The organism is Bradyrhizobium semiaridum, from assembly GCF_020329505.1.
In the GTDB taxonomy this organism is placed as follows: domain Bacteria; phylum Pseudomonadota; class Alphaproteobacteria; order Rhizobiales; family Xanthobacteraceae; genus Bradyrhizobium; species Bradyrhizobium semiaridum.
The window spans coordinates 244,737-260,458 of sequence record NZ_JAGKJJ010000003.1 but is presented as its reverse complement, the minus strand read 5'-3'; the positions used below and the strand labels follow the sequence as shown (position 1 = coordinate 260,458).

17 protein-coding genes are annotated in these 15,722 nt (G+C 65.2%); 7 read left to right on the top strand and 10 right to left on the bottom strand.

Annotation, left to right across the window (positions count from 1 at the left end):
* Window positions 1–29: 29 nt before the first annotated feature.
* The 3 genes from J6500_RS05895 to J6500_RS05885 form a co-directional block, all read right to left on the bottom strand.
* Window positions 30–221, bottom strand: a complete 192-nt coding sequence (locus J6500_RS05895) for a hypothetical protein (RefSeq protein WP_225711729.1) — start codon at window positions 219–221, stop codon at window positions 30–32.
* 239 nt (window positions 222–460) lie between these two features.
* Entirely contained in the window at window positions 461–967 is a 507-nt protein-coding gene (locus J6500_RS05890) for a YkgB family protein (protein ID WP_225711728.1), read from the bottom strand.
* Window positions 968–1,005: 38 nt separating this feature from the next.
* Window positions 1,006–1,542, bottom strand: coding sequence for a carboxymuconolactone decarboxylase family protein (locus J6500_RS05885; RefSeq protein WP_225711727.1), 537 nt, complete (start codon window positions 1,540–1,542; stop codon window positions 1,006–1,008).
* 124 nt (window positions 1,543–1,666) lie between these two features.
* Here J6500_RS05885 and J6500_RS05880 point away from each other — a divergent pair, with 124 nt between their 5' ends.
* A complete protein-coding gene (locus J6500_RS05880; protein ID WP_225711726.1) occupies window positions 1,667–2,656 on the top strand; it encodes an AraC family transcriptional regulator in 990 nt (329 codons plus the stop codon).
* Between the two features lie 216 nt (window positions 2,657–2,872).
* On the opposite strand, the gene J6500_RS05875 is transcribed toward J6500_RS05880, so the two are convergent.
* Window positions 2,873–3,076 (bottom strand): FUSC family protein, encoded by a 204-nt coding sequence (locus J6500_RS05875; protein WP_225711725.1) that lies wholly within the window; start codon window positions 3,074–3,076, stop codon window positions 2,873–2,875.
* Window positions 3,077–3,332: 256 nt separating this feature from the next.
* Between J6500_RS05875 and J6500_RS05870 the strand changes: the two genes are divergently transcribed.
* Genes J6500_RS05870 through J6500_RS05845 form a run of 6 tightly spaced genes read left to right on the top strand, consistent with a single transcriptional unit; the run spans window position 3,333 to window position 8,774 of the window.
* Window positions 3,333–4,586: an aromatic ring-hydroxylating oxygenase subunit alpha gene (locus tag J6500_RS05870; protein ID WP_225711724.1), complete on the top strand. Its 1,254-nt coding sequence runs from the start codon at window positions 3,333–3,335 to the stop codon at window positions 4,584–4,586.
* A complete protein-coding gene (locus J6500_RS05865) occupies window positions 4,586–5,080 on the top strand; it encodes an aromatic-ring-hydroxylating dioxygenase subunit beta (protein WP_225711723.1) in 495 nt (164 codons plus the stop codon). The genes J6500_RS05870 and J6500_RS05865 overlap by 1 nt, the downstream gene beginning before the upstream one ends.
* Window positions 5,081–5,093: 13 nt before the next feature.
* On the top strand, window positions 5,094–5,888 hold the full coding sequence (locus tag J6500_RS05860; protein ID WP_225711722.1) for an enoyl-CoA hydratase/isomerase family protein: 795 nt from the start codon (window positions 5,094–5,096) through the stop codon (window positions 5,886–5,888).
* 9 nt (window positions 5,889–5,897) lie between these two features.
* Complete coding sequence (locus J6500_RS05855) at window positions 5,898–6,650, top strand: SDR family NAD(P)-dependent oxidoreductase (protein WP_225711721.1); 753 nt, start codon at window positions 5,898–5,900, stop codon at window positions 6,648–6,650.
* Window position 6,651: 1 nt separating this feature from the next.
* On the top strand, window positions 6,652–7,584 hold the full coding sequence (locus J6500_RS05850) for an alpha/beta hydrolase (RefSeq protein WP_225711720.1): 933 nt from the start codon (window positions 6,652–6,654) through the stop codon (window positions 7,582–7,584).
* A complete protein-coding gene (locus J6500_RS05845; RefSeq protein WP_225711719.1) occupies window positions 7,581–8,774 on the top strand; it encodes an acyl-CoA dehydrogenase family protein in 1,194 nt (397 codons plus the stop codon). The genes J6500_RS05850 and J6500_RS05845 overlap by 4 nt, the downstream gene beginning before the upstream one ends.
* 257 nt (window positions 8,775–9,031) lie before the next feature.
* Here J6500_RS05845 and J6500_RS05840 read toward each other — a convergent pair whose 3' ends face one another.
* From J6500_RS05840 to J6500_RS05815, 6 genes are read right to left on the bottom strand one after another with little or no spacing between them, the layout of a single operon-like run.
* The gene (locus tag J6500_RS05840; RefSeq protein WP_225711718.1) at window positions 9,032–10,186 is read right to left on the bottom strand and encodes an ABC transporter substrate-binding protein; all 1,155 of its coding nucleotides are present in this window, start codon (window positions 10,184–10,186) and stop codon (window positions 9,032–9,034) included.
* A 41-nt stretch (window positions 10,187–10,227) separates the two neighbouring features.
* A complete protein-coding gene (locus J6500_RS05835; RefSeq protein WP_225711717.1) occupies window positions 10,228–11,274 on the bottom strand; it encodes a branched-chain amino acid ABC transporter permease in 1,047 nt (348 codons plus the stop codon).
* Between the two features lie 4 nt (window positions 11,275–11,278).
* The gene (locus J6500_RS05830) at window positions 11,279–12,151 is read right to left on the bottom strand and encodes a branched-chain amino acid ABC transporter permease (protein ID WP_225711716.1); all 873 of its coding nucleotides are present in this window, start codon (window positions 12,149–12,151) and stop codon (window positions 11,279–11,281) included.
* A complete protein-coding gene (locus J6500_RS05825; RefSeq protein ID WP_225711715.1) occupies window positions 12,151–14,082 on the bottom strand; it encodes an AMP-dependent synthetase/ligase in 1,932 nt (643 codons plus the stop codon). The genes J6500_RS05830 and J6500_RS05825 overlap by 1 nt, the downstream gene beginning before the upstream one ends.
* A complete protein-coding gene (locus J6500_RS05820; RefSeq protein ID WP_225711714.1) occupies window positions 14,082–14,876 on the bottom strand; it encodes an ABC transporter ATP-binding protein in 795 nt (264 codons plus the stop codon). Before J6500_RS05820 ends, J6500_RS05825 begins: the two co-directional genes overlap by 1 nt.
* A complete protein-coding gene (locus J6500_RS05815; protein ID WP_225711713.1) occupies window positions 14,873–15,721 on the bottom strand; it encodes an ABC transporter ATP-binding protein in 849 nt (282 codons plus the stop codon). Before J6500_RS05815 ends, J6500_RS05820 begins: the two co-directional genes overlap by 4 nt.
* Window position 15,722: the final 1 nt, after the last annotated feature.

Sequence of the window (15,722 nt, the reverse complement as noted above, 5' to 3'; positions counted from 1 at the left end):
GAACCGGTGTCCATCCGCTCGAACGCTTCCTAACTCTTGAGCCCCCGGATCGAGGGCTGGATGGTCAGGCGGTAGGCGACGAGCCTGTTGCCGTCGAACTGCTCGAGCGTGGTCTCGCAGAGCGGGCAGCTGTACTCTCCACGGGTTCCCGATTCGGAGGCAATCTCCAACCGTCGAAATCCGGCGCCGCAGCGCGGGCACGTCACATCGTCCTTCTTCATTGTCTCACCCCAGAACAACACCGGCGTTCTCTTAAACGCAGGCGGCGCGGCGGAACTATGTTCACGGCCGGAGAACTACGGACATTGCATGCACAAGCCGAATATCTTCGAACCGGCAATCTGGATCGGAACAGACCGGCGACCGCGGCGTATTCGTCAGATCCAACAATGATTTATTCGATGCGCAATCGCCGGCGAGCTGGGGACTCGCCGGCGACGCATCGCTTTCGCAGGGCCACCTATTGCCGCGTCAGGCGAACCAGATCCTGCTTGAGGAGATAGAGCGAGACGGCGAGCAGGACGACGTCCTTCATCAGGAACGGTACATTGCCCGTCATCGCGGGGAAACCTCCGGCGGCGACGTCCCAGCCCTCAGGCATGAACGGGATGATCGTGACGGTGGCGACGAATGTTCCGGTCGAGCCGAGGGCGCCGAGCACGCCGAGCCGCTTGTCGAAGAAGCCCGCGAATAGCAGCGCGCCGAACGTCCACTCGGAGACGCCGAGGAAGTAGCTGGCGCCGGCGTGGCCGAAGACCGGATAGAGCCACCAGATCAGCGGCCCGTTGCTAATGAACGGGACCAGCCGTTCGAACTCGTAGGGAAACCACTTCTGGTAGCCGAAGAAGAGAAACATGATCACCATCGCGGCGCGGACGACGTGATAGTCGATGTCTCCGGCAAGCAGTCCGGACCTGTGAAGCGCGCGCACGAGCGGGTTCTGCGTGGTGGTGGAAATCGTGGTCATGGCCGTGATCCTTTCGATGCGACTTGAGCACTGGCGGGTCACGCGACGGCAGGGAAGTCGATGTCGGTGTCGTTGATGCGGTTGAAGACGTTGGTGAAGACGGTGGTCGCGAATGCGAGGCTGATCTCGACCAGCTGCGCGTCGCTGTACCCGGCGGCCCTGATCGCGGCGAAATCCGCGTCGCTGACCGTGCCGCTCGACTGTGCAAGCTTGCGAACGAAACGGACCAGCGCATCGCGCCTGGCGTCGCCGGTCTGCTCGCCCTCGCGGATTTGCCTGAGCACGTCGGAATCCACGCCGGCGAGCTTGGCAAGATGCGAGTGTGCGGCGACGCAGTAGTCACAGCCGCCGGCATCGCTGATCACGAGCTTGATGATCTCCTGATCGCGCTTGGGCAGGCTGCCGCCGGCCAGCACCGCGTCGGCGGCGAGCACCGACTTCAGCGCGGCGGGACCGTGCGCGGCGATCGCCGCATAGGTGTTCGGTACGCTGCCGATCGCCTTCTTGATCTGGGCATAGATCTGGCCTGACGGGCCGGTGTCGGTTTCGAGATTGGGCACTGCGAGACGGGACATGGTGGCTCTCCGTGTTTGGGGGTGACGATCACGAAGAAACGGTAGGCTCGCTTGATGAGACATTGAATGTCGATAAATCTCAACTATATGCTCTATCGTCTCACATTGGCCTTGGAGGCTCGCCGTGGATTGGCTCAGCCGAATATTCGAGATGATGCCGGTGCGCGGCCGACTCGACCTGCGCTGCAGCTACGGTGCTCCCTGGCGCATCGAGCAGGGACCGGGTGCGGCTAATGAAATTCCGTACCATGCGGTGCTGGCCGGCTCGGCAATGCTCGACGATTCCGTCGGCGGCCGGCCGCTGCGGCTCAATGCCGGCGATATCCTGCTGCTTCCCGGCAATCCGCGGCATGTGATGCACGATGGCAGCGGCGCCGCGCCGCGGCCCGCGCGCAACCGGCCGGTGCAGAATTTCACGATCAGCGAAAATCCTGGTGCGGAGCAGCGGCTCGACCTGCTGTGCGGACACTTCGCCATCACGCCGCCGCACGATCGCGTGCTGCGCAGCTATCTGCCGCCGCGTCTCGTCGTGCATGCCGGGGCACAGACAGGTGAGGGCACGGCGCCGCAACTTGCCGGACTCGTCGCGATGATGCGCAGCGAGGCGGCTGACGATCACCTGGGCGGCCGCGCGATGCTGAACGCACTTTCGACGGCAATGTTTGCGCTGGTGCTGCGGCTCGCCAGCGAGTCCGAGGCCGCGCCGCGCGGCCTGCTCGCGCTGGGTCATCCGCGGCTGGCGCCGGCGGTGGCCGCGCTGTTCAACGATCCGGCGCGCGCGTGGACGCTGCCGGTGCTCGCCCGTCTCTGCAACATGTCGCGCGCCACGCTGGCGCGCCAGTTCCAGGAGAAGCTCGGCCGTTCGCCCAGCGACCTGCTGGCTGACATCCGGATGACGCTCGCAGCGAATGAATTGACGAGATCGTCGCTCTCCACGGCTGCCGTGGCGGAGATGGTGGGCTATCAGTCCGAAGCCGCATTTCAGCGTGCGTTCAAGAGCCACATCGGGGTCACTCCGGCACAATGGCGAAGGATGCAGCAGCCGTCTGTACAGAATGGCGCGCAGGTCGGTCGGGGCAAAAAGATGCTTCCCCGTCCTGATGAAGCAAGGTGACGGGCGAAGGATCAGTCGGCTTGTTATAGGCGCGGATGGCATTGATGTTGCTGTCGATCCGGCCATTCTCGGCCGCCTTTCTCACCATGCCGGCATAGCCGCGTCCCAGCTTGCGCGCGATCCGAGGCTCAAGTCGGCGCGCTCGTGGCAGAAAAAGGGCACGAACATGAGAGGCATTGACCGTCGACGACGGCCCGAAGCTCAACCGAGCCAAAATTATTCTCCCTCATTCGTCGATAACGCTGGCGCGCGAAGCCTCGGCTCGGTGCATGCGGCGCCCGCACATATCCCGAGAAACCGCAGCACGCCGCGCAGCGTGCTTTCGGCGACGTGCCCACGCATCACCATGTAGCCGGAGTATGCAGCCCACGACACGTTGGCGACACAGATGGCATGCGCGAACAGGATCGCGAGCAGCACGGAGAAGCTGCATTCAAGTCGTCAATGAGCCGAGCATCCAGCGAGAACAGGTTCCTCAGCCCGCGCCTGGCCACCTCGCGCATCTGCGTCTGATCGACAGCCATACCGTCGCTGCCTTCGGCACAAACGGCACCGCGATCGTCAGCCGAGATCGGGAGCCAAAAACAGGACTTGCGGACACGATCGCTTGTGCTATTATTAGAACGGTCGTCCGGATTATTATTTGGCCGTGCAGCCATAAAGGCGGGAGGAGGCGATGAACATCGCGATACGCGCGTGGGATGGCTTGATCCGGCGCGACCGGGTGCACGGGTCGCTGTACACCGATCCGGCGATCTTCGCGGCCGAGCTCGAGAGCATCTGGTACCGCACCTGGGTCTATGTCGGGCATGAGAGCGAGGTGCCGAACGCCAACGACTACGTCGTCAAGTCGATCGGTCCGCAATCGATCATCATGACGCGGGACGAAGCGGGCAAAATCCATCTTCTGCTCAACCGGTGTTCGCATCGGGCCAACCAGGTCTGCTCCTTCGATAAGGGCAACGCGCGCTCCTTCACCTGTCCGTTCCACGCCTGGACCTTCGCCAATGACGGCCGCCTCGTCGGCTATGCCTTTCCGGACGGCTATGAGGGGCAGGATCGCGCAGCACTTTCGCTGGCGCGGGTCGCGCGGATGGACTCCTATCGCGGCTTCATCTTCGGCTCCCTTGCCGCCGAGGGCCCGACGCTGAAGGAGCATCTCGGCGGTGCCGCGGAAACGATCGACCGGCTGGTCCGCACCTCACCGGAAGGCGAGGTCGAGATCACCGCGGGTTTTCTCAAGCACCGCGTCAAGGCGAACTGGAAGTTCATTCTCGAGAACGAATGCGACGGCTATCACCCGGCGTTCGTCCACACCTCGATCTTCGGCGTCGCCGACAGCTCGATCGGCAAGCTCTACGGAGGCGCCTCGACGGCGCTGACGCGCGACTATGGCAACGGCCACACCGAGATCGACCTGCGCCCGGAATTCCGCAAGCGCGACGAGCCGCTGAGCTGGTTCGGCACCTCGGAGGACCGCCTGCCGGACTATGCGGCAAGGATGAAGGCGGCCTACGGCGATAAGACGGCGCGCGAAATCATGGTCGACGGCACGCCGCATGTCATGATCTTCCCGAACCTCTTCATCGCCGAAATCCAGATGTTCGTGATCCAGCCGCTCGCCGTCGACGACAGCGTGCAGCACGTCACGGCGCTGCAGTTCAAGGGCGCGCCGGATCTCAATCGGCGGCTGCGGCAGCAGACCATGGGCTCGGTCGGCCCGGCCGGCTTCCTGCTCGCTGATGATTCCGAGATGTACGAACGCTGTCATCGCGGCGTGCAGGCGCGTAGCCCCGAATGGGTCTATCTCGGCCGTGGCGAGAAGCGCGAGCGGCGCGACGAGCTCGGCTTCACCGTCGGTCATGTCACGGACGAGGTTCCGTCACGCGGCATCTGGGATCATTATCGCAAGCTGATGGAGCCGGTCTGATGCTGTCGCGCGAGAGCAGCTCCACGCTGCTGGCCGCCGTCACCGCCTTCCTCTATCGCGAGGCGCGGCTGCAGGACGAGCACCAATACGAGGCGTGGGAGAAGCTCTGGACCGAGGACGGCGTTTACTGGGTGCCGGCCAACGGAGCCGACATCAATCCCGAGAAGGAAATGTCGATCATCTACGACAACCGCTCGCGCATCGCGCTGCGCGTGCGGCAGTTGATGAGTGGCAAGCACTATACGCAGACGCCGCAATCGAACCTGCGCCGGCTGATCTCGAATATCGAGCTGATGGACGAAGAGGCGGGCGAGGATATCGCCGTCGCCAGCAACAGCATGATCTTCGAGTCCAGCCTGCGCGACGACACGCTGTGGGCGGCCCGCAACGACTACCGGCTGCGCTTCGTCGAGGGCGAATTGCGGATGGCCTACAAGAAGGTCACGCTCGTCAACAACAGCAAGGCCATCTACACGCTGTCGTTCCTGGTCTAGGTGAGGACGTGACATGATCGACAAGGGACCGGTGCTGCTCGACATCACGGATGGCATTGCGCGGCTGCGGCTCAATCGGCCGGATGCCGCCAACGGCATGAGCATCGAGCTGCTGAGCGCGCTGTGCGACGCCATCATGGTTTGCCATGGGCATCCGGATTTGCACGTCGTGCTGATCTCGGGCGAGGGCGCCAATTTCTGTGCCGGCGGCGATGTCCGCGCCTTCGCGTCCAAGGGCGAGAAGCTGCCCGATTACATCCGTCAGGCTACCGCCTATCTGCAGAATGCCGTCACCGGGCTGCTGCGTCTGGAGGCGCCGGTGATCGCTTCGGTGCAGGGATTTGCCGCGGGCGGCGGCGGGTTCGGTCTGGTTTGCGCGTCCGACATCGTGATCGCCGGGGAATCGGCGAAGTTTCTTGCCGGTGCCACGCGCGTGGCGATGGCGCCGGATGCCGGCGTCTCCGTCACGCTGTCGCGGCTGGTCGGGCTGCGCCGCGCGATGTCGATCCTGCTCACCAATCCGGTGATCCCCGCAGCCGAGGCACTCGAGCTCGGCATCGTCACCAGGGTTGTTCCCGATGATGAACTGGCCGATGCCTCGCTGGCGCTGGCCAAGGAATTGGCGGCCGGTGCGCCGAAGGCGCTTGCGGCCACCAAGCGGCTGGTCTGGGCCGGCACCGCGCTATCGATCGAGCAGTGCCTCTCGGAGGAGGCGCGCACCGTCGCTGAATTGTCCGGCACAGCCGACGCCCGCGAAGGCCTCGCCGCGGTGATCGAACGCCGCAAGCCGAACTTCACCGGGCGCTGAGCCGTGCCGGTGACCGATCAGCGTCCGTTCGGCCGGCTCGATGGAAGGCGCGCCTTCGTCACCGGCGGGGCGCAGGGCATCGGTGCCGCCATCGCGCGCGGATTTGCTGATGCCGGGGCACAGGTAATGATCGCCGATCTCGATGTCGCCGCGGGCGCTCGCCTTGCGGAACGCATCGGAGCGACCGCAATCAAACTTGACGTCTGCGATGCAGCCGCGGTGCGCGCTGCGGTGGGGCAACACGGGCCGTTCGACATTCTCGTCAACAATGCCGGGATCGACCAGCACGCCTTCTTCACCGATACGTCGGAAGCTGATTGGGCCAAGCTGATCGGCGTCAACTTGGTCGGCGTGCTGGCCTGCACGCAGGCGGTGTTGCCGGCGATGCAGGCGGCGGGCTTTGGCCGCATCGTCAATATCACGTCGGAAGCGGCGCGGCTCGGCTCGAAGGGCGGGGCGGTCTATTCGGCCGCCAAGGGCGGCGTGATCGCGTTCACGAAGAGCCTGGCGCGCGAGAATGCGCGCTTCGGCATCACGGCAAATTGCATCGCGCCCGGGCCGATCCGCACCCCGATGCTGGAGCAGGCGGTCGCAACCGGCGGCGAGCGGCTGCTGCGCGCGATGACCGAAGCAACGTTGCTGCGGCGGCTGGGTGAACCCGACGAGGTCGCGTCGGCCGCGCTGTTCCTCTCGTCCGACCAGGCCGGCTACATCACCGGCGAAACGCTCGGAGTGTCCGGCGGCATGGGGCTAGGCGGCTGACATGGCGGGCGAGCGCGAACTGGCGGACTCACCGGTTGATCGCGCGATCGCGCGGATCAGCTCGGTCTATCGCGGCTGGACCCGTGACACACCGGTCGCGCAGATGCGCCGCGACTGGGACGCGGCCTTTGGCACTCATGCTGTGCCGGTCGCCTGCGAGCGCGTCACCGCAGGCGGTGTCGATGCCGAGTGGCTGACGCCGCGCAAGGCGCCGGGCGGTCGGGCGATCCTCTATTTCCACGGCGGCGGGTTTCGCATGGGGTCGGTGACGTCGCATCGCGATCTGATCGCGCGGCTCGCCGAGGCGAGCCGTTGCGCCACGCTGGCCATCAACTATCGGCTGGCGCCGGAACATCGCTTTCCGGCGGCGCTCGATGATGCGTGGCGGGCCTATGCGTTCCTGCTGGAGCAGGGTTTGAAGCCGGATGGGATCGCGCTGGCCGGAGACTCCGCCGGCGGCAATCTTGCCCTCGCGGTCATGCTGGCGCTGCGCGATCGTGGCGAGAGGTTGCCGGCGGCTGCCGTGCTGATGTCGCCGTGGACCGATCTCGCCGCGACCGGCGCGAGCTACCAGAGCCGGGCGGAGGCCGATCCGATCCATCAGCGGAAGATGATCCTGGCGTTGGCGAAGGATTATCTGGGTGAAGAGGGCGATCCGCGCAATCCGCTGGCGTCGCCGCTGTATGCCGAGCTTGCGGGGCTGCCGCCGCTGCTGATTCAGGTCGGAAATCGCGAGACGGTGCGGGACGATTCCGTGATGCTCGCGCGGAAAGCCGAAGACGCCGGCGTCGCTGTGGCGCTCGAGGTCTTTGCCGGGATGATCCACGTGTTTCAGATGTTCCCGGAGATTCCGCAGGCGGGCGAAGCGATCGCGTCCGCTGCGGATTTCCTTCGTAGGCATCTGCATATCAGGGCCGAGGAGGCCGCACCATGAACCTCATGCCAGCCGATCCGCGCGAAGCCGGCGAGACCGAGTTTCAGTTCTCCGAGCAGCCGGGCCTCTCCGAGGAGCTCAGGATGCTGCGCGAGCAGGTGCGCCGCTTCGTCGAACGGGAGGTGATCCCGCATGGCGAGGAATGGGAGCGCGCCGGCAAGATCCCGCGCGAGGTGTTCCGCAGGATGGGCGCGCTCGGCTTCCTCGGCATGCGCCACGAGGTCGAGTATGGCGGCACCGATATGGGGCCGCTCGCCTCCATGGTGTTCGCCGAGGAGCTCGGGCGCTCAAGCTTTGGCGGCTTCACGTCGTCGGTCCTGGTGCATTCGGACATGTCGGCCGTCCACATCACCCTGCGTGGCACGCCGGAGCAGAAGCAAAAATATCTGCCGGCGATCATCCGCGGCGAGACGATCTGCTCGATCGCCGTGACCGAGCCGGATGCCGGGTCCGACGTGGCCGGGCTCAAGACCCGGGCCCGGCGCGAAGGGGCCTCCTGGGTGATCAACGGCGCGAAGATGTTCATCACCAATGCCGTCTACGGCGACATCCTGATCGTCGCGGCGCGGACCGACCCGGAGGCGAAGGGCAGCCGCGGCATCTCGCTGTTCATCGTCGAGCGCAATACGCCGGGTATCTCCGCGACCAAGCTCGAGAAGCATGGCTGGCTTTGTTCCGATACCGCCGAGCTCGGCTTCCAGGACGTCCGCGTCCCCGCCGAAAACCTGCTCGGCGAAGAGAACAAGGGCTTCTACGGCATCATGGAGACGTTTCAGAACGAGCGCATCTGCATCGGCGGCATCTGCGCCGGGGAATCGGCCAAGGCGATCGAGCTGACGGCCAATTACGTGAAGACCCGGCAGGCGTTCGGCGGCCCGCTCTGGAACCAGCAGGCGGTGCGGCTCAAGCTGGCGCAGCTCGCGGCCAAGGCAGCGGCCGCCCGGCAGCTCGCCTATCACGCCGCCGAGCTGGCAGCGGCCGGGCAGCCCTGCCTGCGCGAAGTCTCGATGGTGAAGGCGCTGTCGCCCGAAGTGCTGCACGAGGTCGTGCACGGCTGCCTGCAACTGCACGGCGGCACCGGCTTCATGCGCGGCACGCCGATCGAGCGCATGGCGCGCGATGCCCGGGTGCTGACCATCGGCGGCGGCGCCACCGAGGTAATGCTGGAAGAGGTCGCCAAGCGGATGTGAGCGGGATGTCTGCACCTCGCCCTAGCTCGCAGGGGGTGCTTTGCCAAATATCGAAAAACAGCCCATGCAAAGGAGCCGTCGCGGCGGCCAGCGTTCGACACGGCCGCTTGACATGTCGGGCAACTCAGGGGTATTATTCCAATATTCCGAAATTGGGTGGCGATCAGCTCGCCATGGCCGCGCAGGTCAGCCATGACGAGGTGGAAACGCGCGAAGCCTTGGCCGGAACGCATCGTCTGATGGCTCCGGCTGAAGCCTCACTTCACCGGCTTGAAGCTGAGCGTTGCCGCATCCGCCTGCATGATCTGCAGCTTCTGGTTCGAGAAGCGCACGCCGGGGCCGAAGCTGATCGGTGCCATGACGCCGGTTTCGACATTCTTGGTCTTCTCCAGCTCGGAGATGGTGCAGGCCCAGGTCACGGTCTTGCCGCAGCGTTCGATCGCTGCGATCAGCACTTTTGCGGCCGCATAGCCCGTCATGGTGTAGCGGTTGATGCCCTTGAACTCGGCCTCGGTGACCAGCGGCTTGGCCTTTTCGAGGAATGCCTTGCCGGCCTCGCCGGCGAACGGCTCGACATAGTCGACGGCATAGATGCCGTCGCCGGCCGGGCCCATCAGTTTCAGCACCGGTTCGATGCGGCCGGGCCAGAAGATGCCGGTCACCGGCTTGACGTTGAGTTTCTCCAGCTCCTTCATCATCGCGATGTTCTCGGCGATGATGCCGCCGGCAAGGAACACGTCCGCGCGGGATTCCTTGAGCTGCAGCATGTCGGACGAGAAGTCCTGCTGGCCCTTCTTGTAAGTGCCGCTGTAGACCACTTTCAGCTTCTTGGCCTTGACCACGGAATCGAAGCCGTCACGCACGGTGATGCCGTAATCGTCGTCCTGGGTGATCAGGCCCCACGTCTTGCCGGGGTTCTTGTCGGCGAGATAGTTGACGAGATGGATGATGCCTTCCTCGTAGGACTGGCCGACCACGAAGACGTTCTTGCGCGCCGGCTCCCACAGCAGCTTCACCGGTGCGACGTCGATCACCGTCGGAATGCCGGCCTTCTCCAGCACCGGCATGACAGCGATCGATTGGCCGGAGCCGGAGATGCCGAGCATGGCGAACACCTTGTCGACCTCGATGACCTTCTTCACGCCCTGGATGGTCCGCGCCGTGACGTAGCCGTCGTCCTCCAGGACGTATTTGATCTTGCGGCCGTTGATGCCGCCGGCGTTGTTGGCTTCCGCGATCGCGATCTTGTGGCCGATCGAGGCCGCGACTCCGAGCAGCGCCGGCGGACCCGTCAGCGGTTCGACGTCGCCGATCAGGATTTCGGTATCGGTCACGCCGGGATCGGCGGCCAGCGCGCCGCCGGACAGCAGCGCGGCTGTGAGGAGTGATACAGTCGCCAGATGGTTTCGCATTGTCCTTCCTCCCTTTGATCGTGATCGTGTTGTTTGTTGTGTCAGTAACGCAGCGGCCAGTTGACCCAGGTCCGCTTGAGATCGTGCCAGACGCCGACCAGGCCGCGCGGCTGGAAGCGCAGGAACAGGATGATGACGAGGCCGTAGAGCATGCTCTTGAGCTCCTGCGCGCCGGTCGTGAACATCGCGTCCATTTGCGCGCTGAACAGGCTGAATACCAGCCGCGTCGCCTCCGGCAACAGCACGATCAGGACGGTGCCGAGCACGGCGCCCAGCGCCGAGCCCAGCCCGCCGACGATCAGGATCGCCAGCGCCTCGATCGACAGCAGGAACGGAAAGCCCTCGACGTTCACGAACGAGAGGTAGATGCCGTAGAGCGCGCCGGCGATGCCGGTGATGAAGGCGCTGGTGACGAAGGCAAGCAGCTTGTAGGCGTGCAGGTTGATGCCCATCACCCGCGCCGCGGTGTCGTTGTCGCGGATGGCGACGAAGGCGCGTCCGACCCGGCTGCGGCGGATATTGAGGGTGGCGAACAGCGTCAGTATCGCCGTCGCAAGACAGAGATGGGTAAAGGCCGCGTCGCTCTCGAAGCTGACGCCGAAGATTTCGGGCCGCTGCACCGCGATGCCGCGCGCTCCGTTGGTCAGCCAGCGCATCTCCAGGATCACCGTGTTGATGATGAAGGAGAAGGCGAGGGTGGTGATGGCGAGATAGAGCCCCTTCAGCCGCAGCGACGGCGCGCCGACGATCAGGCTGGCGGCCGCGGGGACGAGGCCGGCGCCGAGAAAGCCGACCAGCGGCGGCAGCTGATATTTCGAGACCAAAACGGCATAGCCATAGGCGCCGGTGAGGAGAAAGCCGACATGCCCGAGCGAGATCAAGCCGGTATAGCCGGTGAGGATGTTGAGGCCGAGCGCGCCCACCACCGTGATCAGGATGATGGTCAGGAACGACAGCGCATAGGCATTCAGCACGTAAGGTGCGACGACCAGCGCCAGCACCAGCACCGTCGACCACAGCCAGACCGGCGGTGAATCGATCAGCGTGACGAGCTCGCCATAGCTCTGCTTGTAGTCGCCGGTACGCATCGCCCTAGACCCTCTCGATGTCGCGTTCGCCGAACAGGCCGAACGGGCGGATCATCAGGACCACGATGATCATCGCGAAGCCCGCGACCTCCTTCATGCCGGAGCCGATATAGCCGCCGGCGAAATTCTCGGTGAGGCCGATCAGGAGGCCGCCGATGCCGGAGCCGAGCACGGCATCGAGGCCGCCGAGGATGGTGGCCGGAAACGCCTTCAGTCCGAGCTGGAACATGGCCGGCGACAGGTCGTAGGACAGCGCGAAGAACACCCCGCCAATGCCTGCAATCACCGACGAGGCCGCCCAGGCGAGGGCATGCACCCTGGTCGCGCTGATGCCCATCAGCAGCGCGGTGCGGTCGTCGGCGGCGACGGCACGCATCGCGACGCCGGTCTTGCTGTAGCGGAAGAACGCCCAGATCGCCGCGAGCAGCAGCAACAGCGTTGCGATGACGGCGATCTGGCCGGTGCGGACGCCGATGCCGCCGACCCGGACGATGCCGCGGCCGACGCCGATGTCGAGGCCGTGCGGATAGGCGTCCCAGATGAAATTGATCGAGGAGCGCAGGATCACCGCAAGGCCGATCGTCACCATCACGGTGGCAAACACCGGCTCGCCGAGCATCGGCCGCATCACGACGCGCTCGATGACTAGGCCGAGGCTAACAGCGGCGAGGATGGCGGCGAGCGAAACGACCAAGATATTGCCGCTCCCGGTCGTGGAGACGGTCCAGGCGATATAGGCCACGATCATGGTCATCTCGCCCTGGGCGAAATTGACCAGGCCGGTCGACTTGTAGATCACGGCGAAGCCCATCGCGATCAGGCCGTAGATGGCGCCGATCGCAAGCCCGGATATCAGCAGCTGCAAGAAATATTGCATCAGGCCTCCGCGGGGTAGATGAGCGCGAGCTCGCGCGCGAACTTCTTTTCGATCATGGCGCGCCGGACCTTCTGGGTGGCGGTCAGTTCGCCGTCGTCGTGATCGAGCTCCTTCTCCAGGATCGCAAAGCGCCTGATGTTCTCGACGCGGGCGAAGCGCTTATTGGTGTCGGTGACGACGCGCTCGACCAGCTCGTGGACCTCGGGCAGCTGCGACAGCGACTTGTAGTTGGTGTAGGGCAGGGCGCGGTCGCGGGCCCAGCGGCCGACGCTTTCATAGTCGACCTGGACGATCGCGCCGAGATATTTTCTGGCCTCGCCCACCACGATCGCCTCCTTGATGTATTCGGAGTCCTTCAGCGCATTCTCGATTTCTGACGGCGCGATGTTCTTGCCGCCGGCGGTGATGATGATCGCCTTCTTGCGGTCGACCACCGCGATCTCGCCGTTCTCGAGCAGCTCGACGATGTCGCCGGTGCGCAGCCAGCCGCCCGGCTCGATCGATGCGCTGGAGGCTTTCTCATCCAGGAAGTAGCCTTTGAAGACCCCGGGGTTGCGCAGCAGGATCTCGCCGTCGCTGTCGAGCTTCCACTCGGTCTGCGCCATCGGAATGCCGCAGCCGCCGAGCCGGTGGTGGCTGCCGGTCTGGACGAAGGCGACGCCGCCGGATTCGGTAAGGCCATAGCCCTGCGAGACCGGCCGCCCGACGATGTCGAAGAAGCGCAGCGTCTCGGGCGAGATCGACGCGCCGGCGCACAGCCGGTGGCGGCTGTAGGCGAAGCCGAGATGGCGCTGGATGTTGCGGAACATCACGAGGTAGAGCGCGGCATAGGCGAGGCGATCGGTCCAGCGCGTCGTGCCCTCCTGGCGGCGGTCCGACAGCGTGCGGCCCCAGGCGAGGCAGGCCCTGGTCAGGCGCTGGCGCAGTTTGCCGCTCTCGCCGAGCCGAAAGAGGAAGCCCTGTTGCAGCTTCTCATAGATGCGCGGCACACCGACGAAGAAGGTCGGCGCGATCTCGCGGATGTTGATCGCGACGGTGTCGATCGATTCCGCGAAGCTGACGGTGCCGCCGAGCACGAGATGCATAACCTCGCCATAGCAGCGCTCGGCGACATGACACAGCGGCAGGTAGCTGACGGCCTCGAACGGCTTGTCGGCGATGCCGACCGTCACGGCATAGGTGTAGGCCGCATAGACCAGATTGCGGTGCGTGAGCATCGCGCCCTTGGGCGGACCGGTGGTGCCCGAGGTGTAGACCAAGATGCTGACATCGTCGGGCGAGGCTTGCGTGATCAGGCGGTCAAGCGTGGCTTCCGCGTCTGGCACCTCGCGCGCGTGCACGGTGCCGCGCTCGCACAGTTGTTCGAACGACATCAGGTTCGGCTGCCGGTAGTGCCGCATGCCCTTCATGTCGACGCAGACGATCGCCTCGAGCGCCGGCAGGCCGCCATTATTGGCCATCGCATCGAGCACCTTGTCGGTCTGCTCCTGGTCGCCGGTGACGACGACGCGGGCGCCGCTGTGCCGGACGATGTATTGCAGCTCGACCCAGGGATTGGTCGGGTAGATGCCGACCGCGACGGCGCCGATCATCTGGACGCCGAGATCGGCGTAGAACCATTCTGGCGTATTCTCGCCGGCAATGGCGACGCGGTCGCCGGGCTTGATGCCGAGCGCGAGCAGACCGAGCGCGACGGCGCGCGCGGTCTGGTAATAGTGGCTCCAGGAATAGGGATTCCAGATGCCAAAATCCTTTTCGCGCAAGGCGAGCTTGTCGCCATGCATCGCCGCGCGGCGGCGCAGAAGTTGCGGCACGGTGATCGCGGCATCCTTCAGCGCGTCCTGCAGCGGGTCGGCGTCCGCACGCGCAAACGGTGCAGCGTCTGCCTGCACCGATGGATGGACGGTCCGCAGCGTATCGAGGGTCGACATCAGGCGCTCACCCCTGCCGCTTGATCGGCGCGCTGGCGGCCGAGATAGGCTTCCGCGACCGCAGGACTGTTGCGGATTTCGGCGGGCGTGCCCTCCGCGATCTTGCGGCCGAAATTCAGGACATGCACCCGGTCGGAAATATCCATCACGATCCGCATCTCGTGCTCGATCATCAGCACGGTGATGCCGAGCTCGTCCCTGATATCGAGCACGAAGCGGGCGATATCCTCGGTCTCCTCCTGGTTCATCCCGGATACCATCTCGTCGAGCAGCAGCAGCTTCGGCTCGCAGGCGAGCGCGCGGGCGAGTTCGACGCGTTTCTGCTGGCCGTAGGAGAGGGTGCCGACCACGGCGTCGCGGATCTGCTCGATCTCGAGGAACTCGATGATGCGCTCGACATGCCGGCGCGCGGCGATTTCCTCGGTGCGGGTGCGGCCGAAGTGGATGATGGCATCGAGCACGGTCGAGCGCAGATGGGCATGGCGGCCGGTCAGGATGTTCTCGACCACGGTGCCGTGCTTGAACAGCGCGAGATTCTGGAAGGTGCGGCCGATGCCGATGGCCGCGAAGCGCCACGGCGAGACGGTTGCAAGATCGATTCCGTCGAAGCTGATGCGCCCGCCGCTCGGGCGGAGCACGCCGGAGATCATGTTGAACAGGGTGGTCTTGCCGGCGCCGTTCGGACCGATCACGCTGCAGATCTCGCCGGCCGTCACGGACAGGCTGACGTCGGCGACCGCCTGCAGGCCGCCAAATCGCTTGCTCAGGTTCTCGACGGTGAGCAGGGCGCTCATGACAGCCACCGCTTGCGGCGCTTGTAGTGCTTGACGTCGCGCAGGCTCTTGCGGCCGGTGGCGGAGACACCGAGATAGAACTCCTGGACGTCCTCGTTGGCGGTCAGCTTCCGGGCGGTGCCGTCGAGCACGACGCGGCCGGTTTCGAGAATGTAGCCGTAATCGGCGATATCGAGCGCGCGCTGCGCATTCTGCTCGACCAGCAACACGGTCATCTTCATCTCGTCGCGCAGCCGGATGATGATCTCGTAGATGCGGTCGATGATCAGCGGCGCGAGCCCGAGCGAGGGTTCGTCGAGCGCGAGCAGCACCGGGTCCGTCATCAGCGCGCGGCCGATCGCGAGCATCTGCTGCTCGCCGCCGGACATGTAACCGGCGATCTGGTCGCGGCGCTCGAACAGGCGCGGGAATAGCGCGAAGACCTTGTCGCGCCGCTCGCGTGCCTCCGCCGCCGTCCTGGTGTAGCCGCCCATCTGCAGATTCTCGTCGATGGTCAGGGCAGGAAAGACGCGCCGTCCTTCCGGCACCTGGACGAGGCCGCGCCGCACCAGCGCATCGGGGGACAAATGGTGGACGTCCTCGTTCTGGAAGCGGATCGCGCCGCTCTCGATCTCGCCCTCCTCGGTGTAGAGGATGCCGGACATTGCCTTGAGCAGGGTCGACTTGCCGGCACCGTTGGAGCCGAGCAGGGCGACGATGCCGCCTTCGGGCACCGCGATTGATACGTCGCGGATGGCTTCGATCGCGTTGTCGTAGACGATGCGGACGTTGCGGAATTCGAGCAGCGGCGCGCGGTCGGGCGCCGCCGCTTCATCCGCTGTGGTCTTGCGGTCTGTGGTCAGCATC